Source organism: Neisseria sp. 23W00296 (assembly GCF_044772855.1).
Lineage (GTDB): Bacteria > Pseudomonadota > Gammaproteobacteria > Burkholderiales > Neisseriaceae > Neisseria.
Window position 1 is genome coordinate 797,064 of record NZ_CP173024.1, and the last position, 19,655, is coordinate 816,718.

Below are 19,655 nucleotides of genomic sequence, written 5' to 3' on the forward strand. Positions count from 1 at the left end.
GCATTATAGCCGATGCGGCGCGGCGGGTTTGAGGCCGTCTGAAAAGCATGTTCCCTGTTTTCAGACGGCCTTATGTCTGTTCACGCTTTCCCCGTATTTCTGTTTGCGCGGCAACAGGAAAGGCCGTCTGAAAGCCTAGGTTTCGGCTTTCAGACGGCCTGAATGTTTCCGCCGCCGTGTCTGCGCGTGCGGATGCGGCGGCGCTTGTTTACAAACCTTTATCCGCTGCGATTTTGTCCAGTAGGGCGGCGCAGCCTGCTTCGGCGAGAGCGTAGGTTTCGTCGAAATCGCTGGTGTACCAGGGGTCGGGAACGTGGCTGTAACCCGATTCGGGGATGAGGTCGGTGAGTTTGAACAGTTTGTCGGGATGGCGACCGAAGAGGCGTTCGAGTTCGGCGAGGTTGGCGTCGTCCATGGCGACGATGTAGTCGTAATGCTGTTTGTCGGCGGCTTCGATTTTGCGGCTGGTAAAGCCGCCTGTGTCGATGCCGTGCCGCTGCAAAACGGTTTTTGTGCCGCGGTGCATGTCTTCGCCGTCGTGAAAACCCGACGTGCCCGCGCTGGCTGCGCGGATTTTGTCGGACAGGCCGCGTTCGGCGGCGAGGCGGCGCAAAACATATTCGGCCATCGGCGAGCGGCAGATGTTGCCCAGGCAGACGAAGAGGACGCGGGTCATGACGCGCTGCCGTCGCCGTAAAGCGGGTTGTGGCCGGAGAGGCGCAGGGCTTGGGGATAGGTGGGCAGCTCTTCGTTTTCGCCTATGGGTTCGTGCAGCAGGCGGATGTTTTCCACTTGGCATTCGGCGAGTAGGTCGAGGAAGTTTTGCTGGACGATTTCGATTTTGTCCATCGGCGAGAGCGGCCAGGAGAAGGTTTGCGGCTGGATTTCAAACTGGCTTTCGGTGGCGTTGAAGCCGAAGACGAGGCGGCCGCCTTCCTGCGCGGCCATGACGACGCCGACGCGCGGGCTCTGCATGCGGATGGAGCGGATGGAGTTGGCGGCGAACACGTCCAAGGCCATGCGCAGGCGCATATGGCTGGCGTCGGTGAGGGCGGCGGTGGGGCTGTCGGGCGAGAGGGGATTGGCGAAAAGGGTGACGCCGGGGGTTTTCAGGGCTTCGAGCCACACCTGCATCAGCGGCAGGGCGGCTTCCTGCAGGTTTTTGCCCAGCGATTCGGCCAGCTCGCGGCCGCCGTAGCCGAGGGCGAAGGCGACGCTGACGGACTGGCCTTCGGCCAGCGGCAGTTTTTCGGTTTGCGGCAGGGCGGCGGCAAATCCGGCGGCGGCTTCGGCGTTTTGCTTGGCTTTGAACCATTGTCCGGCATTGATTTCGGCCATCTGCCCGGCGGTAAGCAGGCGCGGTAGCCAGGTGGCGCGGGCGAAGGGGCGGGTGTGCGGGTAGTTGCCCAGGCAGGCGGAGAGTTCGAGCGCAGGGGCGGCGGCGGGTAGGGCAGCTTCTTTTTTGCAGCCGGCAACGAGCACGACGGGCAGGGCAAACCATTGCACTTCGTCGTCGGTTTTGGCCTGCAAGACGTCGTTGAGCGCGGCCATGATTTGGCGGTAGGCGGTTTCGCTGGGGGTCATGCTCATGGCGACGGACAGGTTGAGATAGAAGTTCTGCGAGAGCATGCCGTAAATCTGTGCGCGCAGGGCTTCGGCGGCCAGTTTCGCCTGTGCGCCGCTGCCTGCGGCCTGCACGGCGTGCATCAGTAGCTCGCGTTTGACGGCTTCGGCGGGATAGGGGCGGGTGTCGGGCAGGTAGCGGCGGTCGGTCATGGTTTTGTCCTTTGGTGTGCTGTGCAAAATGCGGCGGATTATAGCGGAATGGAAGAGCGTAGGGCGGCAGAAAGGCCGTCTGAAAGGTTTTCAGACGGCCTCTGTTTGCAAAACGCGGATTATTTGCGCAGACCCAGACGGGTAATCAGCTCGCGGTAGGTATCGGGTTTGGTGCGGCGCAGGTAGGCCAGGAGGCGGCGGCGTGCGCTGACCATTTTCAACAGGCCGCGGCGGCTGTGGTGGTCTTTCGGGTTGGCTTTGAAGTGCGGGGTGAGGTCGTTGATGCGGAAGGTCAGCAGGGCAACCTGTACTTCGGACGAACCGGTATCGCCTTCTTTGCGTTGGAAATCTTTGACGATTTGCGCTTTTTGTTCGATGGACAACATGTGGAAATACTCCAAAAAATAAAGCCTTGCGGCAGACAAGTCCTGACAGCCGAAACCGTGCGGACTCCGAAAAAACCCGCCCTGCGTCGGGCGGAGCGCGGATTATACGGCAACCGCAGGCCGCCTGCACGTTTTTTTGTCCGTTTGTCAGAGGCCGTCTGAAAGACGGGTTTCAGACGGCCTCCCGCATTCGGCTTACTCTGTCTGCGCCGTATTCATCAGCCGCAGGGCTTTCAGACGGCCTATGTCTTTTTGGTAAACGGCCAGGCCGATGAAGCGGCTGCCCGCATCGTAAATACGGTAGGGCGGCTCGGCGGATACGTCGTCTGAAAACTGCGGACGCTGGCCGCAGCGCAGCATATTGACGGCGGTGTCGTTCAACACCAGTTCGGGCAGGTGCCGTACCAATACGTCGCAGGGCAAAAGCAGCGCGTCGCGCTCCGTTTCGTCGAGTGCGGCGATGTCGTCGAGCGTGTGGCTTTGGGCGATGGTGAAACCGGCGGTTTCAGTGCGGCGCAGGTCGGTGAGGTGGGCGAAAGTGCCGAGCTGTTTGGCGATGTCTTCGGCGAGGGTGCGGATGTAAGTGCCCTTGCTGCAACGCACGTTAATAATAGCTTCGGGTGCGGCAAACCGGGTTACGTCAATCGCGTAAACCGTGATGTCGCGGGCTTTGCGTTCGATCACGATGCCTTTGCGCGCGTATTCGTAAAGCGGTTTGCCCTCGTGTTTGAGCGCGGAAAACATCGGCGGCACTTGGCGGATATCGCCTGTCAGCGCGGCGCAGGCCGTCTGAAATTCGGCTTGGCTGATGTCGGGGCGGCCGGTGGCGACGATTTCGCCTTCGGCATCGCCCGTACTGCTGGCTTGGCCGAGTTTGAGCGTGGCGGTGTAGGCTTTGTCGGCATCGAGCAGGTATTGGGCAAACTTGGCTGCTTCGCCGAAGCACACGGGCAACAGGCCGGTGGCCAGCGGGTCGAGTACGCCGGTGTGGCCGGCTTTTTCGGCGCGGTAGAGGCGGCGGGCTTTTTGCAGCGCGGTGTTGCTGGAAAGGCCGGCGGGCTTGTCGAGCAGGAGCACGCCGTTTACGGGGCGTTTGGCGGGTTTGGTGTTCATGGTTCGAGCGATGGGGGAGGGAGGGCGGGATTCGGCGGGAGTAGTGTTTTTCAGAGGCTTGTCCGATTGGTCTTGTCGCTATGTTTGAGGCCGTCTGAAAACCGGTTTTTTGTTGAAACGGGGTGTCGGCTTCGTTGAAACTGCGCTTTTCAGACGGTCTCTGCGGTATTCAGGGCAGGCAGCGTTTGGGCTTTTTGCTGTAACACTCGGCCGAGCCTATGCCTATGCTCCAATAATTGCGGCCTTTGGGCAGCTCGTGGGCGAGCAGTTCGGCTTCGTGCGGGTATTCGGCCATCATTTGCAGGATTTCTTCTTCGTAGGTTTCGCGCCAGATGGCGGTGTTGATGGCGCAGAAACGGTAGGAGTAGGGCGCATCGCCTGTGATTTTGCCGCCGCCGTTGTGCCGTTCCAGCAGGGCGTAAAGTTCGTCTGCGTGCAGGGCGAAGGGGTCTTGCCCGTAGATTTCGACGCTGTTGCCGCTTTGCAGGAAAGGGCCTTCGGGGATGTCGAAAAAGTCGACGATGCCCTGCGGGTCGAAGTAGACGTGGCAGTCGAGCAGGTCGTAATAGAGGGCGTGGTCGTTTTGCTGGCAGGGTTCGCCGAGCAGGGAGACGGCGTCGTCTTTACGGCAGCCGAAATCGAGGCGGCCGCGTCCGACGACTTCCAGCCCTTCGAGCGGGCGCAGGATAAGGTGTGCCATGTCAGTCTTCCACGGGTTTTTCGGCGGCAACCTGTTCGATCAGGTGGGAAATGCTCATGCCGCGCTCGATGGAGTTGTCGTATTTGAAGTGCAATTCGGGGATTTTGAACAGCTTGATGCGTTTGGCCAGCTCGCTGCGCAGGTGGCCTTTGGCGTGTTCGAGAGCTTCTTCGGTGATGTCGCGGGTGCTGTCGTCAAGGACGGTGTAGTAGACGGTGGCGTGGCTGTAATCGCGGGTGACGTCTACTTCGTTGATGGTGATGAAACCGGCGCGCGGGTCTTTCAGGCCGGTGCGCACAAGTTCGGCCAGCTCGCGCATGATTTGTTCTTTGACGCGGTCTTGGCGGGCATAGCCCCTGCGGGTTTTGTTCATTCGTTTTCCTTAATCTTTCGGCGTTTTCAGGCGGGGCGCATTATAGCCCAATTGCCGTATAATGCCCGCCTTCCGTTTGTCAGGCCGTCTGAAAACCCGCATGAAAATTCTGTTTGCCCTGCTTTATCTGATCCAGCTTCTGCCCTTTGCCGCAATTCAGGCAACCGGCAGGGTTTTGGGGCGGGCGGCCTATTATTTGGTCGCGCCGCGCCGCCGTATCGGCCGCATCAACTTGGAAAAGTGTTTCCCCGAATGGGATGCGGCAAAACGCGAAGCGGTGTTGAAGGCGCATTTTGCGGAGATGGGCAAGCTGCTGGCGGAATACGGTTTGTATTGGTACGGGAATGCAGGCCGTCTGAAAAAGCTGGTGCGCTACCGCGGCAAACATTATTTGGACGACGCGCTCGCGGCGGGCGAAAAAGTGATTTTGCTTTATCCGCATTTTACGGCTTTCGAGCTGGCGGTGTACGCGCTCAATCAGGACGTGCCGCTGATCAGCATGTATTCGCACCAGAAAAACCCGACGCTCGACGCGCAAATCCTCAAAGGCCGCCACCGCTACGACAACGTGTTCCTCATCGGCCGCACCGAGGGTTTGCGCGCCATCATCAAGCAGTTGAAAAAAAGCGACGCGCCCTTTCTTTATCTGCCCGACCAGGATTTCGGCCGCAAGGATTCCGTGTTCGTCAGATTTTTCGGCATTCAGACGGCCACCATCGCCGGCCTGAGCCGCATCGCCGCGCTCACAGGCGCGAAAGTCATTCCCGCCATCCCCACGCGTCAGGCCGACGGCACGGTGGAACTGCGTTTCTACCCGGCCTGGGAAAACTTCCCGACCAACAGCCCCGAAGCTGACGCGCAGCGCATGAACGACTTTATCGAAGCACGCGTGCGCGAACAGCCCGAACAGTATTACTGGCTGCACAAGCGGTTCAAAACGCGGCCGGAAGGCGAAGCGGAGTTTTATTGAGGGAAAGGCGCAGGAATGATGTTTCTGAAAACCGTTTCAGACGGCCTCTGCCGAGTAAATAAATTCGGGTACAATCGCGCCCGCCCGAAATCAGGAGATTTGTAATATGTGGAACAAAAAATGGGTGGTCGGCAACTGGAAAATGAACGGCCGCCTGCAAAACAACGACATGCTGCTGCACGGGCTGCGCAATCTGCCGCCGCAGCAAAACGTGTGCATCGGCATCGCCCCGCCCGCCGTTTATCTGCAACAGGTTCGCCAGGCTTTGCAGTCCGTCACCAACAACTCCGTGCGCACCTGCGCCCAAGACGTCAGCCGCTTTCCCGGCAACGGCGCCTACACCGGCGAAGTGTCCGCCGAAATGCTCAAAGACATCGGCGTCAACATTGTCTTAATCGGCCACTCCGAGCGCAGCCTCTATTTCAACGAAAAAAACGACACCCAGCGCCTGAAAATCGAAAACGTCCTCGCCGCGGGGCTGACGCCGCTTTTGTGCGTCGGCGAAAGCCTCAAAGAGCGTGAAGACAGCCGCGAAAAAGAAGCCGTTATCTACCAACTTTCCGTCTTAAAAGGCCTCAACACCCGCAATTTCGCCATCGCATACGAACCCGTGTGGGCAATCGGCACGGGAAAAGTCGCGAATAAAGAACAAATTGCGCAAATGCACGCTTTTATTTACAACGAAGTGTTGTCATTGTGCGGCAGCGATGCTATAGTTCGCGTTCTTTACGGCGGCAGCGTCAACGAAAAAAACGCCGCCGAAATATTCGGCGTGCCGCATGTCGACGGCGCATTGGTAGGCGGGGCATCACTTTCCTACGAATCATTCGCCGCCATTATCCAAGCAGCCGAACAAGCCTGAAATTATGGAAGCATTCAAAACCCTGATTATGATTTTAAACGGCTTTGCCGGTCTCACTGTTATCCTGCTCGTTCTGATGCAGCATGGCAAAGGTGCAGACGCCGGAGCTTCTTTTTCGGGAGGCAGCGGCAGCGCACAAGGCGTATTCGGCTCTGCCGGCAGCAGCAACTTTCTCAGCCGAAGCACCGCCATCGCCGCAACCGTATTTTTTGCTACCTGTTTGGCAATGACTTACATATACAGTCATTCAGGTAAGCAGCAGATCGATTTCAGCAACGTGCAGCAAAGCACGCCTGCAAAAACACAACCGGCAGTACCTGCGGGTAATGCCGGCGAAACAAAAAAATAATTTTCTTTCCAGCCGACATGGTGAAATTGGTAGACACGCTATCTTGAGGGGGTAGTGATCCTAGATCGTGCGAGTTCAAGTCTCGCTGTCGGCACCAACATAAAAAACAGCCCGATTTTTCGGGCTGTTTTTTTATGTCTAACATTGTCTTTCGTGATACGTTGGTTCTTTTTTGCTTCGGTTGCGCGGCAGTTGTTTGCCTGCCGCCGCTTGCCCGCAGCCTTCAAAATCCTTTCTGTGAAGCAGTCTGTCGTTTTGGCTTTTGTCCGGTTCAGGTTTCTTTCTCTGCCAGATATTCCGCCAGCCCGCGTTCGCGCAAAACACAGCTTGGGCATTGGTGGCATCCGCCGATGATGCCGTTGTAGCAGGTGTGGGTGTGTTCGCGGATATAGTCGAGGCGGCCGAGGCGGTCGGCCAATGCCCACGTTTGCGCTTTGGTGAGGTACATCAGCGGCGTGTGGATTTGGAAGTCGTAATCCATCGCCAGATTGAGGGTGACGTTCATGGATTTGACGAATACGTCGCGGCAGTCGGGATAGCCGGAAAAATCGGTTTCGCACACGCCTGCGATGATGTGGCGTATGCCCTGCCCTTTGGCGTAAATCGCGGCGTAGAGCAGAAAGAGCGCGTTGCGGCCGTCGACGAATGTATTGGGTACGCCGCTTTCGGCCGTCTGAATTTCGGCGGTGTCGTCCATCAGCGCGTTGTGCGTAATCTGCTGCATCAGGTTCAAATCGAGTACGGTTTGTTTTACGTCCAAATCCCGCGCGATCCATTGTGCGCGTTCGAGTTCGACGGCGTGGCGCTGGCCGTATTTGAAAGTGATGGTTTCAACGTTTTCACGGCCGTAGGTGTCGATGGCTTGAAAAAGGCAGGTGGCGGAATCTTGTCCGCCGGAGAAAATCACGAGGGCTTTTTTCGGGTTCATGGAAACGGTGTCGGTGTTGGGAAGCGGCGGATTATAGCGGGTTTGGCGGCGGGAGCTTATCGGCGTAGAATGCGCGGTTGGTTTGACACACAATCAAAAGAGGAAAAATATGTTTTGGGCGATTATGTCGGCGTGCTCCATTGTGGTGGCCGTGTTGGTGGTATGGGTGAACGCGAGTGCTTTCGGCATGGAAGAGAAGGATCACAAGGAGTTGTCGGATTACGAAAAACGGCTCGGCTTGGGGCCTGCTCCGGCAGTGAAAAAAGAAGGGGAGCAGGGCGAATAGGCTTTGCACAGGTTTGAGGCCGTCTGAAAAACTGTTTTGGTAGTTTTTCAGACGGCCTCATGATTTTGGCTGCGCCGAAGCTGTGCTTTCAGACGGCCTCACAGGTTTTCAAACCGCTTCTATGCCGCCCGCAACGATGTATTTCATTTCCAGATATTCGTCCAAACCGTAGCGCGAGCCTTCGCGGCCGATGCCCGACTGTTTCACGCCGCCGAAGGGGGCGGCGGCGTTGGAGAGCATGCCGGTGTTGGCGGCGACCATGCCGTATTCGAGGGCTTCGGACACGCGCACGAGGCGGGCGGCGTCGCGGGTGTAGACATAGGCGGCCAGGCCGTATTCGGTGTCGTTGGCCAGGCGCACGGCTTCTTCTTCGTGCTCGAAACGGAACAGCGGGGCGAGGGGGCCGAAGATTTCTTCGCGCGACACGGCCATGCCGGGCGCGGCGTCGGCGATAACGGCGGGCGGGAAGAAGAGGCCGTCTGAAAGGCCGCCGCACAGGAGTTTTCCGCCTTTTGCCGTGGCGTCGTCGAGCAGGCGGCGGACATTGGCGGCGGCAGCTTCGTCGATCAGGGGGCCGATGTCGGTATCCGGCCGCATACCGTCGCCGGTTTTCAGACGGCCTGCGGCGGCGGCGAATTTGGCGGCGAACTCGTCGTAGACGCCGCTTTGGATGTAGAAGCGGTTGGCGCAGACGCAGGTTTGTCCGGCGTTGCGGAATTTGGCGGCGATTGCACCCTGCACGGCGGCGTCGATGTCGGCGTCGTCAAAGACGATGAAGGGGGCGTTGCCGCCGAGTTCGAGCGATACTTTTTTGACGGTGGCGGCGCACTGTGCCATCAGTTTGCGGCCGGTTTCGGTCGAACCGGTGAAGCTGAATTTGCGTACGCGCGCATCGCCCGTCAGCACGCCGCCGATGGCGCGGGAATCGCCGGTGATGACGTTGAACACGCCTGCGGGTATGCCCGCGCGTTGCGCCAATTCGGCCAGGGCGAGGGCGGAGAGCGGGGTTTGCGAGGCGGGGCGGACGATGAAGGTGCAGCCTGTGGCCAGGGCGGGCGCGGCTTTGCGGGCGATCATGGCGTTGGGGAAGTTCCACGGGGTAATCGCGGCACACACGCCGACGGGCTGGCGGATAACGGTGATGCGCTGGCCTGCGTTGAGGGCGGGGATGGTGTCGCCGTACACGCGCTTGGCTTCTTCGGCATACCATTCGACATAGGATGCACCGTAGGCGGTTTCGCCTTTGGCTTCGGAGAGCGGCTTGCCCTGTTCGGCGGTGAGGATGGCGGCGAGGGCGTCTTGGTGTTCGGTCATTAAGTCGAACCAGCGGCGCAGGATGCGGCTGCGTTCGGCGGCGGGGCGTGCCGCCCAGTCTTTTTGCGCGGCTTGGGCGGCGGCAACGGCCACCAGGGCTTCGGCTGCGCCCATGTCGGGCACGGCGGCGATGGTTGCGCCGTTGGCGGGGTTGGTGACGGCAATGGTGCGGCCGTTGTCGGCGTCGCGCCATTGTCCGTTTATCAGGCATTGGGTTTTCAGCAGGGCATCGGCGGCGGACATGGTTTTCCTTTCTCGTTTGGTAGGCTGCTTTCAGACGGCCTTTTGGGTTTATGCGGCGAGGGTGCGGGCGAAGAGGATGTTGTCTTCCAGTTCGATGTGGTCGGCCAAGTCGTCGGCAAACTGTTTGGCGAGGGCGAAAAGCTGCCGCCATTCTTCGGAGGCGTTTTCGGGTGGGGTGAAGTTGCCGGTGACGGCGGCGAGTTGGCCGATGGCGCCCTGGTGGTCGCCGTGTTCGTGCATCATCATGCGGATGGGCATGGCCGCACCGCTGCCCGCGCCGTTTTCGATCATGGGGAAGAGGATGCGCTCTTCTTTCATCATGTGGCTGAGCAGCTCGTTTTGGATGGCCTGCACGAGGGGGACGAAGTCTTCGGGGAAGTCGGGGTTGCTTTCGGCAAGCTGTTCGCCCTGTTCGATCATGTCGGCAAGCTGGCTGCGGTGGGTTTCGTGGTAGCGGGGGACGATGTGGGCGGTGATGTCGTTAAGCGGGGCGCTCTGCCAGGCGGTGAGGTCGGTCATGGTCGGTGTCCTTGTGGTTTTGCCGCTTGTGGCGCGGCTTGGTTGGAAAGTTGCGGATTATAGGAATGTTTGCAGACGGGGGCAAATGAGGCCGTCTGAAAAGAGGAGTATGGATTTCAGACGGCCTTTTGCTGCTTTGAGGCCGTTCCCGCCTGTTCGGGAATGACGTTTTTGAAAATGCAGTAACGGGCTTTTCAGACGGCCTTTTTGCACTTTGAGGCCGTCTGAAAAGGGAAATATGGTTTTGGCTACAACAAAGCTGCGCTTTCAGACGGCCTCTTGCTATGAAGAACGCGGGTGGTGTTCGTCGACGATGGTTTTCAGACGTTCGGCGGCGACATGGGTGTAGATTTCGGTGGTGGTGATGTCGGCGTGGCCGAGCAGCTGCTGCACGACGCGCAAATCGGCGCCGTGGTTAACGAGGTGGGTGGCGAAGGCGTGGCGCAGGCCGTGCGGGCTGAGGTGGCTGATGCCGGCGGCGGCGGCGTGTTTTTCGACGATCATCCAGGCAAGCTGGCGGCTGATGCCGACGCGTTTCTGGCTGACGAAGATTTCGTCGCGGCGGGCGTCTTTTAACAGTTGTGGGCGGGCTTCGGCCAGATAGCGTTCGAGCCAGTAAACGGCTTCTTCGCCCATGGGGACGATGCGCTGTTTGCCGCCTTTACCGAGGGTGGAGACGAGGCCGCGTTGCAGGTCGGCTTCGTTTAGCGTCAGGCGGACGGCTTCGCTGACGCGCAATCCGGTGGCGTAGATGAGTTCGAGCAGGGCTTTGTCGCGCAGGCCGTGGGGTGTGCCGGTGTCGGGGGCGGCGAGTAGGGCGTCGATTTGCGCTTCGCCGATCAGGGGCGGCAGGGTTTTTTCGCGCTTGGGTGAGGTGAGGTGTTCGCCGGGGTCGGCGTTCAGACGGCCTGTTTCGAGCAGGCGGCCGTAAAGGCGTTTGCAGGCGGACAGGGCGCGGGCTTGCGAGCGCGGGCTTTCGTCGGGATGGTAGACGGCGGCGGCAAGGTCGCTGCTTTGTGCGGAAAACCAGTCCAAGCCCTGCTCCGCCAGCCGCGCGGACACTTTGGCGAGGTCGCGGCGGTAGGCGTCGAGGGTGTTTTGGCTCAGCCGTTCTTGCAGCCAGAGGTGGTCGAGCAGCTCTTCGACGGGGTTGGCCATGGTTTCAGACGGCCTCTTTGTCTTGCAGGGCGGCGAGCACTTCGGCGGCGTGTCCTGCGGCTTTGACTTTGCGCCATTCGTGTGCGATGTCGCCGTTTTTGTCGAGTACGAAGGTGCTGCGTTCGATGCCGTAGGACTCTTTGCCGTAGAGCTTTTTCAGTTTGATCACGTCAAACAGGCGGCAGACGGTTTCGTCGGCATCGCTCAACAGCTCGAAGGCAAAGCCTTGTTTGGCGCAGAAGTTTTGGTGCGATTTGACGCCGTCGCGCGAGATGCCGGCGACGGTGTAGCCCAGCGCGGCAAATTCGCTCAGGCGGGCGTTGAATTCCAGCCCTTCGGTGGTGCAGCCGGGGGTGCTGTCTTTGGGATAGAAATAGAGGATAAGCGGCAGATGGTCGGCGGCGCGGAAGTCTTGGCCGGAGGAGGAGGGGAGGGTGAAGTCGTATTTCATGATGTCGTGTTGTCTTGCGGAAAAAGCGCGATGGTAGGCCGTCTGAAAGCGGCGGGCAAGTTTTTAGAACCTGTTCAAAGTCTCTGATACGGCCGCTGCCGGCGCATCTTGACCGCACGGCTGCGTTGCAAAACTTGACAATAGTCCCGCTATTGCCTGCGTTTTGCGCCTTGCCGTGCAGCCAATCTGCACCGACAGACGTCTCGCACAGAGATTCCGAACAGGTTCTCAGATAACCTACTTATCCACAGTTTACCTATCTTAACGCTTGACTTATCCACAGCGCGCCCTATATAGCTTGCGACGACAATATCATTCCGCATACAGGAGACCTTAAATGAGATTCGACAAATTAACCGCCAAATTCCAACAGGCTTTGCAGGAAGGCCAAAGCCTCGCACTGGCCGCCGACAGCAGCTATCTGGAAGCGGGTTTTGTGCTCAAAGCCCTGCTCGACGATGCAAACAGCGGCGCGGCCGCGCTCTTGGCGCATGCGGGCGTGAACGTGCCGCAGGTGAAACAAAAACTGGCCGCCCATCTGAACGGCCTGCCCAAAGTGTCCGGCCAGGGCGGCGACATCATGCCCAGCCGCGAGTTGCAGGCAGTGTTGAATTTAATGGACAAAGCCGCCGTCAAACGCGGCGATGCCTACATTGCCAGCGAATTATTCCTGCTCGCGCTGGTGCAGCAAAACGACGCCACCGGCAAAATCTTGAAAGAAGCCGGTGCGACCGAACAAAACATCAATGCCGCGATTGACGCGGTACGCGGAGGACAAAACGTGAACGATGCCAATGCCGAAGACCAACGCGATGCGTTGAAAAAATACACCCTCGATTTAACCCAGCGCGCCCGCGACGGCAAGCTCGACCCCGTTATCGGCCGCGACGACGAAATCCGCCGCGCGATTCAGGTCTTGCAGCGCCGCACCAAAAACAATCCCGTACTCATCGGCGAGCCGGGCGTGGGCAAAACCGCGATTGTGGAAGGCTTGGCGCAGCGCATTGTCAATGGCGAAGTGCCCGAATCGCTGCGCAACAAACGCCTCTTGGTGCTGGATTTGGCTGCGCTGATTGCCGGTGCGAAATACCGTGGCGAATTTGAAGAGCGCCTCAAAGCGGTGTTGAACGATTTGGCGAAAGACGACGGCAACACCCTGATTTTCATCGACGAAATCCATACTTTGGTCGGCGCGGGCAAAACCGACGGCGCGATGGATGCGGGCAATATGTTGAAACCGGCTTTGGCGCGCGGCGAACTGCACTGCATCGGCGCGACCACCTTGGACGAATACCGCCAATACATCGAAAAAGACGCGGCACTCGAACGCCGCTTCCAAAAAGTGTTGGTGGGCGAACCCAGCGTGGAAGACACCATCGCCATCCTGCGCGGTTTGCAGGAGCGCTACGAAATCCACCACGGCATCGACATCACCGACCCCGCCATTGTTGCCGCCGCAGAATTGAGCGACCGCTACATTACCGACCGCTTCCTGCCCGACAAAGCAATTGATCTGATTGACGAAGCCGCCAGCCGCATCAAAATGGAGCTCGATTCCAAACCCGAGCAGATGGACAAACTCGACCGCCGCATCATCCAGCTCAAAATGGAGCGGATGCACGTGGAAAAAGAAAGCGACGACGCCAGCAAAAAACGTTTGGAACTCATCGACGAAGAAATCGACGGCCTGCAAAAAGAATACGCCGATTTGGACGAAATCTGGAAAGCGGAAAAAGCCGCGTCCAGCAGCACCGCCGACATCAAAAAACAGATCGACGAAATCAAGTTCAAAATCGAGCAGGCCAAACGCCAAGGCGATTTCGCCCGTGCGTCCGAACTCGAATACGGCGAGTTGCCGAAATTGGGCGCACAGTTGCAAGCGGCGGAAAGCAACCCCGACGGCAAAAAACAAAACAAACTTTTCCGCACCGAAGTGGGCGCGGATGAAGTGGCCGAAATCGTCTCCCGCATGACCGGCATTCCCGTGGCCAAAATGATGGAAGGCGAGCGTGACAAGCTTTTGAAAATGGAAGAAGTATTGCACCGACGCGTAGTCGGTCAAGACGAAGCCGTGCGCGCCGTGTCCGATGCCATCCGCCGCAGCCGCTCCGGTTTGGCCGACCCGAACAAACCCTACGGCAGCTTCCTGTTTTTAGGCCCGACAGGCGTGGGCAAAACCGAGTTGTGCAAAGCGCTGGCAGGCTTTTTGTTCGACAGCGAAGACCATCTTATCCGCATCGATATGTCGGAATACATGGAAAAACACGCCGTCGCCCGCCTCATCGGCGCGCCGCCCGGATATGTGGGCTACGAAGAAGGCGGCTACCTCACCGAACAGGTACGCCGCAAGCCTTACAGCGTGATCCTGCTCGACGAAGTGGAAAAAGCCCATCCCGACGTGTTCAACATCCTCTTGCAGGTGCTCGACGACGGCCGCCTCACCGACGGGCAAGGCCGCACGGTGGACTTCAAAAACACCGTGATTGTGATGACTTCCAACATCGGCAGCCAGCACATCCAGCAGATGGGCACGCAGGATTACGAAGCGGTGAAAGAAGTGGTGATGGAAGACGTAAAAGAGCATTTCCGCCCCGAAATGATCAACCGCATCGACGAAGTGGTGGTCTTCCACGGCTTGAACCAGGCCAATATCCGCAGCATCGCCAAAATCCAGCTCAAAGGCTTGGAAAAACGCCTGGCCGCGCAAAACCTGCGTCTGAATGTGGACGATGCCGCGCTCGACTTAATCGCCCAAGCGGGTTTCGATCCCGTGTACGGCGCGCGCCCGCTCAAACGCGCGATTCAGTCGGAAATCGAAAACCCGCTCGCCCGCGCCCTGCTCGAAGGCCGCTATCCGCCCGAAAGCACGATTTACGTTCAGGCTGACGGCGGCGAACTGAAGTTTGCCCGCGCAAGCTGATTGGAGCTTGAACAGGCTGCATGAGCAGGTAAAAGGCCGTCTGAAAACCCGATTTGGGGTTTTCAGACGGCCTTTTTATCAGGAAACACAAAATATTACGCAAAGAATGGACACGCCCGGCCTCATATCCGATAAGGCCGTCTGAAAAGGCTGAGGCCGTCTGAAAGAGTTGAGGCCGTCTGAAAGAGTTAAGGCCGTCTGAAACCCCGAATCGGGTTTTTCAGACGGCCTTTTACCTGCCGCAGCCTTATTTGTCGAGCAGCGCCACCAGCACGGCCTTGATGGTGTGCATACGGTTTTCCGCCTGGTCGAAAACGATGCTGGCCGGGCTTTCAAACACTTCTTCCGTCACTTCCACGCCGTCGAGGCCGAAGGTTTCGTAGATCCATTCGCCGACTTTGGTGTCGCGGTTGTGGAAGGCGGGCAGGCAGTGCATGAATTTCACCTGCGGGTTGCCCGAGGCGGCCATCAGTTCGGAGGTGACGCGGTAGCCGCGCAGCAGGTCTATGCGCTCCTGCCACATTTCTTTCGGCTCGCCCATGCTCACCCACACGTCGGTGTGGACGAAATCGGTGCCGGCAACGGCTTCTTGCGGGTCTTCCGTCAGCAGCAGGCGCGCGCCGCTTTGCGCGGCCAAGTCCTGTGCGGCGGCGATGATGTTTTCAGACGGACACAGGGCTTTCGGTGCGCCGATGCGGACGTCCATGCCCATCAGCGCGCCGCAGAGCAGCAGGGAATTGCCCATGTTGTAGCGCGCGTCGCCGACATAGGCATAGGCCGTTTCCCGCAGGGGTTTGGCGGAATGTTCGCGCATGGTGAGCAGGTCGGCAAGGATTTGCGTGGGGTGGAATTCGTCGGTGAGGCCGTTGAACACGGGCACGCCCGCGTAGCGCGCCAGCTCTTCGGCGACGTTTTGGCCGTAGCCGCGGTATTCGATGCCGTCGAACATGCGGCCGAGGACGCGGGCGGTGTCGCGGATGCTTTCTTTGTGGCCGATCTGGCTGCCGCCCGGTTCGAGATAGGTGACGCCCGCGCCCTGGTCGCGTGCCGCCACTTCAAAGGCGCAGCGGGTGCGGGTGGAGGTTTTTTCAAAAATCAGGGCGATGTTTTTGCCGCGCAGCCGCTGTTCTTCGCGTCCGGCTTTTTTGGCGGCTTTCAGTTCGGCGGCCAAGTCCAGCAGGGCGTGGATTTCGTCGGCCGTGTAGTCGGTGAGTTTGAGAAAGTGCTGCTGTTGCAGTTTCATATTGTCTCCTTTTGGTGGTTTTGGCTGCGCTTTCAGACGGCCTCAGGCCATAAAAGGCCGTCTGAAAGCCCGGGGCTGTTGGCATTTGGTATTGCGGCGGCTTTTTCGCCGTAAAACGGCATCTGCCGCGTTGGAAACACTCGCCAATGGCGGTATTGGCTCGCGTTTTCGCCTTGCATCTGCCGCTTTCCGACAAAAAATCCGCTTCGCAAACCAATTGTCAACAGCCCCTATTTGATGGCAACGGGAATGTCTTCCGCCGCGATGCCGTTTGTGCGTTTCTCGTAGCGCTCGAAGCCGATGCTCTGCGTGTCTTCCTGCCAGACAAGTTTGCGCGACGGGGTGGAATGCGCGGCCAGCGTTTCGGCCAGCGCGGCGCGGCGGCGTTCGGCAGGCAGGCGGTGGAGGGCGAGGGCGGCTTGGAAGGCGCGTTGCTGCATGGCGGTGTCCTGCATGCGGCGGGCGTAGGTCGAAAAGTCGGGCGTGCCGATGTCGGCGAGGACGCAGCCCTGCGCGTCGGCCAGACACGCCCATTTTTCTTTGATGCCGCCGTGTGTCGGCGCAGGCCATGCCAATGCCCGATCCTGCGCCAAAATATCGGCGGCAGCGGGGCGGCAGGCGGGCGCGTAGTAGTCCGAGCTGCGGGCGGCGGCGTGCGCGGCGTTGAGCGTCGGCACCATCATCAGGTTTTTCAAAAAGGCGCCGTGTCCGCCGTCGTCGGCCAAATCGGTTTCAGCCAGATTGGCTGCGGCGGACAGGGAAGCCGACATCGGCGATTTTTCCATTAGGCGGTAAAGATTGGCGAGGGAGCGGAATTCGTCGCGCACGGCGGGGCAGATACTCTGCTCCTGCGCGTCGAGCACGGCGAACACGCCGCCGCATTCCTGCGGCAGACGGTTTGCCCAATCGGGCTGTTCTGCCAGCATGGCGGCAGCCAGGCCGGTGTTTTGGCGGATCAGGGCAGCGCCTATCATCGGGAACAGCAGGCCGGGGCGGCCTGTGAGCAGGGCGCGGCCGGTGCGGATGCCGCGGCAGGTTTGGGCGAGTGCTTCGCCGTTGCGGCCTTGCGTCCAGTCGAGGGCGGCGGCGGGCGCGGTGTAAAAGAGGTGCTGCATCGGCGGCAGGGGGAGTGTGCTCAAATTGTCTTCGTCGTTCGGCCAGCCGCGTTGGGCGAAAGTGTCGTAGTCGGACAGGCGGCCGATGTTGCCGATCAGGGCGGCGTATTTGCGCACGGCTTCGCGGCATTGCGCCGTGTTCTCGCGCACGGCGGCCAGGCATTCGCGGCCGCTGTTGCCGCATTTGAGTTCGCCGTTTTCGGGTTGGGGCAGGGCGCGGCCGGACAGGGCGGGGACGGCTTCGTGTTTCTGCACCGCCGCGCCGTGTTCTTTCATCAGGGCGGTGCGTTCGGCGTCGTTTTCGGTTTGGTAGGCCAGCAGCCACAGGGCGTCGATGCCGTTTTTCCCCTGCGTTTCGGGCGCTGCCGCAAGCAGAGCCAAATCCGCCTGCGCGGCGGCGGTTTCCTGTCGGATGAGGTGCTGTGGCACGGCATACAGCAGGACGGCGGCGGCAACGGTCAGAAGCAGCAGGGAAAAGAAGAGTTTTTTCATCGTCAAAGGCCGTCTGAAAACGAAAATGGACAGGCGGCATTGTAGCGCAGAACGCGGCCTTTACCGTTTTTTTCATTTCGCGGCGTGAGACCGTTCCGCCGACGCGGGAGTGGCGTTTCCGAAAGGGTTGCGGGCAGGCCGCTGTATAGGAAAAGGCCGTCTGAAAATCCGTTTTCGGGTTTTCAGACGGCCTCTTGCGCTCTGCGGACGGAGCTCTTAGAACTCCAATTCGGCTTTCAGCCAGTAGGTGCGCGGCATGCCGACGACGGCGAAGCTGCGGTCGAAGCGGCCTCGCTGGATTTGCCAGTAGTTTTTGTTGAACAGGTTTTCCACTGCCGTGCCGACGGTGAGTGTGTTGCCGCCGAATTTGGTTTTATAGCGCGCGCCGACGTCAACCAGTGTGTAGGAGGGCAGTTGGTATTTCCGTTCTGCATCCTGATACGACTTGCCGTAGTGCTGGACGTTGGCGTTGAGCGTCAGCCCCTTGGCAAACGGCGTATCCCATTCCACGCCTGCTTTGGCGATGAATTTGGGGCTGGTTACCTGATGGCCGCGCGCGACAAGCATGTCGTCCCATTTGGGAAAATCGATCAGGTCGGAGCGGATGAAGCTCATGCCGATACTCGGGCGCAGGGTTTTGTTCAGCAGATTGGCATAGGCATTCAGTTCCAAGCCGCGATAGCGTTCTTTGCCTTGTTCCTGGCCGGCCATTGCCAAGCCTGCGGCTTTGAGACGGGCATAGTCGGTGTTGCGTGTGGTGTTGCCGCGCCAGTAGCCCGGGCGGGTGATTTGGTAGATGTTCGCAGAGGTGACGATGTCGCCCCAGTTTTTGCGCACGCCCAGTTCGATTTGTTTGCTGACGCGGGGTTTGGAAGCATTGCCCTCTTCGTCCACTTCGCCGGGTTCGAGGTCTTCCATGTAGTTGCCGTACACCACGAAATCCGGCGAGGGCACCCACGAGGCGGCCAGCATCGGGCCGAAGCGTTTTTTGCTGTTTTTGTCGCCTGTGCGGTAGTCGTTCTGTTTCACCCACTGGTAGCGTCCGCCGAGGGTGAGGCGGATGGTGTTGTTGTTGAAGCCCAAAGTGTCGGAAACGGCGATACTCGGGGTGGTCTGCTTCATATCGACGGTTTGGCGGGTGGCGGATGAGATGCGCGGGGTGAGGCCGGAGAAATCGGGCGCGTAAATTGTATGGCCGCGCAATGGGTCGCCGTAGTTGAGCGGGCCGCTTTTGTGGTCGCGCGAACGGGAAACATAGTCGAACGAGGCTGCCCAGTTGTGTACGACGGGGCCGGTGTCGAATTCGCCGCGTGCTTTGAGCGTGCCGCTGGTGGTGCGCGAGCGGATGTCCCACGGTGTGGCGGCGGCTGCGGAGTATTGGCCTGTGGCCGGGTTGACCATCCGAAGCTGGGTGAAGCCGCCTTCGTATTTCGATTCCATATAGCCGATACCGCCGGAGAGCTGCATGTTCCAGTCGGTGTCGTACTCGAAGGTGGCCATGTTGGTAACGGTGCGGGTGGTCTGCTCCTGCCAGCTCGGCACCAGATTGATTTTGCCGTCGGGTGCTTTGGGGAAGGCGAAGCCGTAGTTTTGTATGTCTTGGAAGCGTGCGCGGCTGCCTTCGGTGTTGCGGTGGTTGTACATAAAGTCGTAGGCCACGCGCAGTTTTTCGCCGCGATAGTCGGCGTTCAGGCCGAATTCCTGGTTGTCTTCCTTATAGCCGTGGCGCGGGGTGTTGCCGTGGCGGTATTTGCCGGCAAAGCGTACGCCCCATTCTTTATTCGCGCCGAAACGCTGTCCGAAATCAAATGAAGCCTGCGGGCGGCTTTTGCCGAACCAGCCCAAGCCGATTTTGCGGTTGCCCTCGTCGGACGCTTTTTTGGTTTCGATGTTGACGGAAGAACCGGTCGCGCCCTCGGGATCCATGCCGGTGGTGGAGCTGGACGCGCCTTTAATCAGTTGCGCGGAGGCCACGTTGGCGGTGGGAGTATGCCAGTAGGAATAGAGGCCGGGCAGGCCGTTGATGCTGAACTGTTTGGCGTCAAGCTGCAAACCGCGCACATACAGCCCTTGCAGCGTGTTGCTTTCGCCGCCGAACTGCATCACTGATGCGTCGGTTTTGGCAATGGTGTCCACCAGCGTGCGGGAGGCATTGTTTTCCAATACTTTTTCATCGTAGTTGACAACGGTAATCGGCGCGGTAAACGCATTGGCGCGGCCGAGCAGACCCAAATTCACGCGGTCGCGCAAATCGCCGTCGCTGGCGATGGAGTAGGACTTGGCGGCACGGACTCGCTTGGCATCGGCGCGCACGGTCACTTCTTGCAAACCGCCCGATTCCTGTTCCTGCACCGCATTGTCGTCGGCACAGGCCAAAGCCGCCGCCACCATCAGCGGCAAAACGGCTAATCTCTGATTTGTTTTCATATTTTGTCTTTCTTGGTTGATACGGCAGAA

General features: G+C 59.4%; 19 protein-coding genes and 1 tRNA gene. 6 read left to right on the forward strand and 14 right to left on the reverse strand.

Features of this window, described 5'->3' with window-relative positions; all coding sequences use genetic code 11:
• Positions 1–208: 208 nt before the first annotated feature.
• The 6 genes from ACG2K1_RS04080 to rbfA all read right to left on the reverse strand — a co-directional run bounded on the left by ACG2K1_RS04080 (position 209) and on the right by rbfA (position 4,348).
• Positions 209–676: a low molecular weight protein-tyrosine-phosphatase gene (locus ACG2K1_RS04080; protein WP_395429359.1), complete on the reverse strand. Its 468-nt coding sequence runs from the start codon at positions 674–676 to the stop codon at positions 209–211.
• Positions 673–1,776 (reverse strand): conjugal transfer protein, encoded by a 1,104-nt coding sequence (locus ACG2K1_RS04085; protein WP_395429360.1) that lies wholly within the window; start codon positions 1,774–1,776, stop codon positions 673–675. Before ACG2K1_RS04085 ends, ACG2K1_RS04080 begins: the two co-directional genes overlap by 4 nt.
• 119 nt (positions 1,777–1,895) lie before the next feature.
• Complete coding sequence (gene rpsO, locus ACG2K1_RS04090) at positions 1,896–2,162, reverse strand: 30S ribosomal protein S15 (protein WP_009425790.1); 267 nt, start codon at positions 2,160–2,162, stop codon at positions 1,896–1,898.
• Between the two features lie 195 nt (positions 2,163–2,357).
• Positions 2,358–3,275, reverse strand: a complete 918-nt coding sequence (gene truB, locus ACG2K1_RS04095; protein WP_009425792.1) for a tRNA pseudouridine(55) synthase TruB — start codon at positions 3,273–3,275, stop codon at positions 2,358–2,360.
• Positions 3,276–3,444: 169 nt separating this feature from the next.
• On the reverse strand, positions 3,445–3,975 hold the full coding sequence (locus tag ACG2K1_RS04100) for a hypothetical protein (RefSeq protein ID WP_009425793.1): 531 nt from the start codon (positions 3,973–3,975) through the stop codon (positions 3,445–3,447).
• A 1-nt stretch (position 3,976) separates the two neighbouring features.
• On the reverse strand, positions 3,977–4,348 hold the full coding sequence (gene rbfA / locus ACG2K1_RS04105; RefSeq protein ID WP_009425794.1) for a 30S ribosome-binding factor RbfA: 372 nt from the start codon (positions 4,346–4,348) through the stop codon (positions 3,977–3,979).
• Positions 4,349–4,448: 100 nt separating this feature from the next.
• Between rbfA and ACG2K1_RS04110 the strand changes: the two genes are divergently transcribed.
• The 4 genes from ACG2K1_RS04110 to ACG2K1_RS04125 all read left to right on the forward strand — a co-directional run bounded on the left by ACG2K1_RS04110 (position 4,449) and on the right by ACG2K1_RS04125 (position 6,626).
• Entirely contained in the window at positions 4,449–5,318 is an 870-nt protein-coding gene (locus ACG2K1_RS04110) for a lipid A biosynthesis lauroyl acyltransferase (protein ID WP_009425795.1), read from the forward strand.
• 106 nt (positions 5,319–5,424) lie between these two features.
• A complete protein-coding gene (gene tpiA, locus ACG2K1_RS04115) occupies positions 5,425–6,180 on the forward strand; it encodes a triose-phosphate isomerase (RefSeq protein ID WP_009425796.1) in 756 nt (251 codons plus the stop codon).
• A 4-nt stretch (positions 6,181–6,184) separates the two neighbouring features.
• Complete coding sequence (secG, locus tag ACG2K1_RS04120; RefSeq protein ID WP_009425797.1) at positions 6,185–6,529, forward strand: preprotein translocase subunit SecG; 345 nt, start codon at positions 6,185–6,187, stop codon at positions 6,527–6,529.
• Between the two features lie 11 nt (positions 6,530–6,540).
• Positions 6,541–6,626, forward strand: a tRNA-Leu gene (locus ACG2K1_RS04125).
• Between the two features lie 174 nt (positions 6,627–6,800).
• Here ACG2K1_RS04125 and queC read toward each other — a convergent pair.
• Positions 6,801–7,457 (reverse strand): 7-cyano-7-deazaguanine synthase QueC, encoded by a 657-nt coding sequence (gene queC / locus ACG2K1_RS04130; RefSeq protein ID WP_395429361.1) that lies wholly within the window; start codon positions 7,455–7,457, stop codon positions 6,801–6,803.
• A 109-nt stretch (positions 7,458–7,566) separates the two neighbouring features.
• Between queC and ACG2K1_RS04135 the strand changes: the two genes are divergently transcribed.
• A complete protein-coding gene (locus ACG2K1_RS04135; RefSeq protein WP_009425799.1) occupies positions 7,567–7,743 on the forward strand; it encodes a hypothetical protein in 177 nt (58 codons plus the stop codon).
• 108 nt (positions 7,744–7,851) lie between these two features.
• Here the strand turns inward: ACG2K1_RS04135 and ACG2K1_RS04140 are convergent, their stop codons facing one another.
• The 4 genes from ACG2K1_RS04140 to ACG2K1_RS04155 form a co-directional block, all read right to left on the reverse strand.
• Positions 7,852–9,300 carry an NAD-dependent succinate-semialdehyde dehydrogenase gene (locus ACG2K1_RS04140; RefSeq protein ID WP_395429362.1) on the reverse strand — a complete coding sequence of 483 codons (1,449 nt, stop codon included), beginning with the start codon at positions 9,298–9,300 and terminating at the stop codon, positions 7,852–7,854.
• A 48-nt stretch (positions 9,301–9,348) separates the two neighbouring features.
• On the reverse strand, positions 9,349–9,819 hold the full coding sequence (locus tag ACG2K1_RS04145) for a hemerythrin domain-containing protein (protein ID WP_395429363.1): 471 nt from the start codon (positions 9,817–9,819) through the stop codon (positions 9,349–9,351).
• 282 nt (positions 9,820–10,101) lie between these two features.
• Complete coding sequence (xerD, locus tag ACG2K1_RS04150) at positions 10,102–10,977, reverse strand: site-specific tyrosine recombinase XerD (protein WP_094030935.1); 876 nt, start codon at positions 10,975–10,977, stop codon at positions 10,102–10,104.
• Positions 10,978–10,981: 4 nt separating this feature from the next.
• The gene (locus tag ACG2K1_RS04155) at positions 10,982–11,428 is read right to left on the reverse strand and encodes a peroxiredoxin (RefSeq protein WP_009425804.1); all 447 of its coding nucleotides are present in this window, start codon (positions 11,426–11,428) and stop codon (positions 10,982–10,984) included.
• Positions 11,429–11,765: 337 nt separating this feature from the next.
• Here ACG2K1_RS04155 and clpB point away from each other — a divergent pair, with 337 nt between their 5' ends.
• Positions 11,766–14,348: an ATP-dependent chaperone ClpB gene (gene clpB, locus ACG2K1_RS04160; protein ID WP_395429364.1), complete on the forward strand. Its 2,583-nt coding sequence runs from the start codon at positions 11,766–11,768 to the stop codon at positions 14,346–14,348.
• Positions 14,349–14,595: 247 nt separating this feature from the next.
• Here clpB and argF read toward each other — a convergent pair whose 3' ends face one another.
• The 3 genes from argF to ACG2K1_RS04175 all read right to left on the reverse strand — a co-directional run bounded on the left by argF (position 14,596) and on the right by ACG2K1_RS04175 (position 19,625).
• Entirely contained in the window at positions 14,596–15,591 is a 996-nt protein-coding gene (gene argF, locus ACG2K1_RS04165) for an ornithine carbamoyltransferase (protein ID WP_009425807.1), read from the reverse strand.
• A gap of 230 nt (positions 15,592–15,821) precedes the next feature.
• Positions 15,822–17,198: a hypothetical protein gene (locus tag ACG2K1_RS04170; protein ID WP_395429365.1), complete on the reverse strand. Its 1,377-nt coding sequence runs from the start codon at positions 17,196–17,198 to the stop codon at positions 15,822–15,824.
• A 216-nt stretch (positions 17,199–17,414) separates the two neighbouring features.
• Positions 17,415–19,625, reverse strand: a complete 2,211-nt coding sequence (locus tag ACG2K1_RS04175; RefSeq protein ID WP_036495879.1) for a TonB-dependent siderophore receptor — start codon at positions 19,623–19,625, stop codon at positions 17,415–17,417.
• Between the last annotated feature and the right edge of the window lie 30 nt (positions 19,626–19,655).

Excerpts from the sequence above, each read along its gene's own strand:
- ACG2K1_RS04080 (WP_395429359.1), bottom strand. The coding sequence starts at position 676 with ATGACCCGCGTCCTCTTCGTCTGCCTGGGCAACATCTGCCGCTCGCCG.
- ACG2K1_RS04085 (WP_395429360.1), bottom strand. The coding sequence starts at position 1,776 with ATGACCGACCGCCGCTACCTGCCCGACACCCGCCCCTATCCCGCCGAA.
- rpsO (WP_009425790.1), bottom strand. The coding sequence starts at position 2,162 with ATGTTGTCCATCGAACAAAAAGCGCAAATCGTCAAAGATTTCCAACGC.
- truB (WP_009425792.1), bottom strand. The coding sequence starts at position 3,275 with ATGAACACCAAACCCGCCAAACGCCCCGTAAACGGCGTGCTCCTGCTC.
- ACG2K1_RS04100 (WP_009425793.1), bottom strand. The coding sequence starts at position 3,975 with ATGGCACACCTTATCCTGCGCCCGCTCGAAGGGCTGGAAGTCGTCGGA.
- rbfA (WP_009425794.1), bottom strand. The coding sequence starts at position 4,348 with ATGAACAAAACCCGCAGGGGCTATGCCCGCCAAGACCGCGTCAAAGAA.
- ACG2K1_RS04110 (WP_009425795.1), top strand. The coding sequence starts at position 4,449 with ATGAAAATTCTGTTTGCCCTGCTTTATCTGATCCAGCTTCTGCCCTTT.
- tpiA (WP_009425796.1), top strand. The coding sequence starts at position 5,425 with ATGTGGAACAAAAAATGGGTGGTCGGCAACTGGAAAATGAACGGCCGC.
- secG (WP_009425797.1), top strand. The coding sequence starts at position 6,185 with ATGGAAGCATTCAAAACCCTGATTATGATTTTAAACGGCTTTGCCGGT.
- queC (WP_395429361.1), bottom strand. The coding sequence starts at position 7,457 with ATGAACCCGAAAAAAGCCCTCGTGATTTTCTCCGGCGGACAAGATTCC.
- ACG2K1_RS04135 (WP_009425799.1), top strand. The coding sequence starts at position 7,567 with ATGTTTTGGGCGATTATGTCGGCGTGCTCCATTGTGGTGGCCGTGTTG.
- ACG2K1_RS04140 (WP_395429362.1), bottom strand. The coding sequence starts at position 9,300 with ATGTCCGCCGCCGATGCCCTGCTGAAAACCCAATGCCTGATAAACGGA.
- ACG2K1_RS04145 (WP_395429363.1), bottom strand. The coding sequence starts at position 9,819 with ATGACCGACCTCACCGCCTGGCAGAGCGCCCCGCTTAACGACATCACC.
- xerD (WP_094030935.1), bottom strand. The coding sequence starts at position 10,977 with ATGGCCAACCCCGTCGAAGAGCTGCTCGACCACCTCTGGCTGCAAGAA.
- ACG2K1_RS04155 (WP_009425804.1), bottom strand. The coding sequence starts at position 11,428 with ATGAAATACGACTTCACCCTCCCCTCCTCCTCCGGCCAAGACTTCCGC.
- clpB (WP_395429364.1), top strand. The coding sequence starts at position 11,766 with ATGAGATTCGACAAATTAACCGCCAAATTCCAACAGGCTTTGCAGGAA.
- argF (WP_009425807.1), bottom strand. The coding sequence starts at position 15,591 with ATGAAACTGCAACAGCAGCACTTTCTCAAACTCACCGACTACACGGCC.
- ACG2K1_RS04170 (WP_395429365.1), bottom strand. The coding sequence starts at position 17,198 with ATGAAAAAACTCTTCTTTTCCCTGCTGCTTCTGACCGTTGCCGCCGCC.
- ACG2K1_RS04175 (WP_036495879.1), bottom strand. The coding sequence starts at position 19,625 with ATGAAAACAAATCAGAGATTAGCCGTTTTGCCGCTGATGGTGGCGGCG.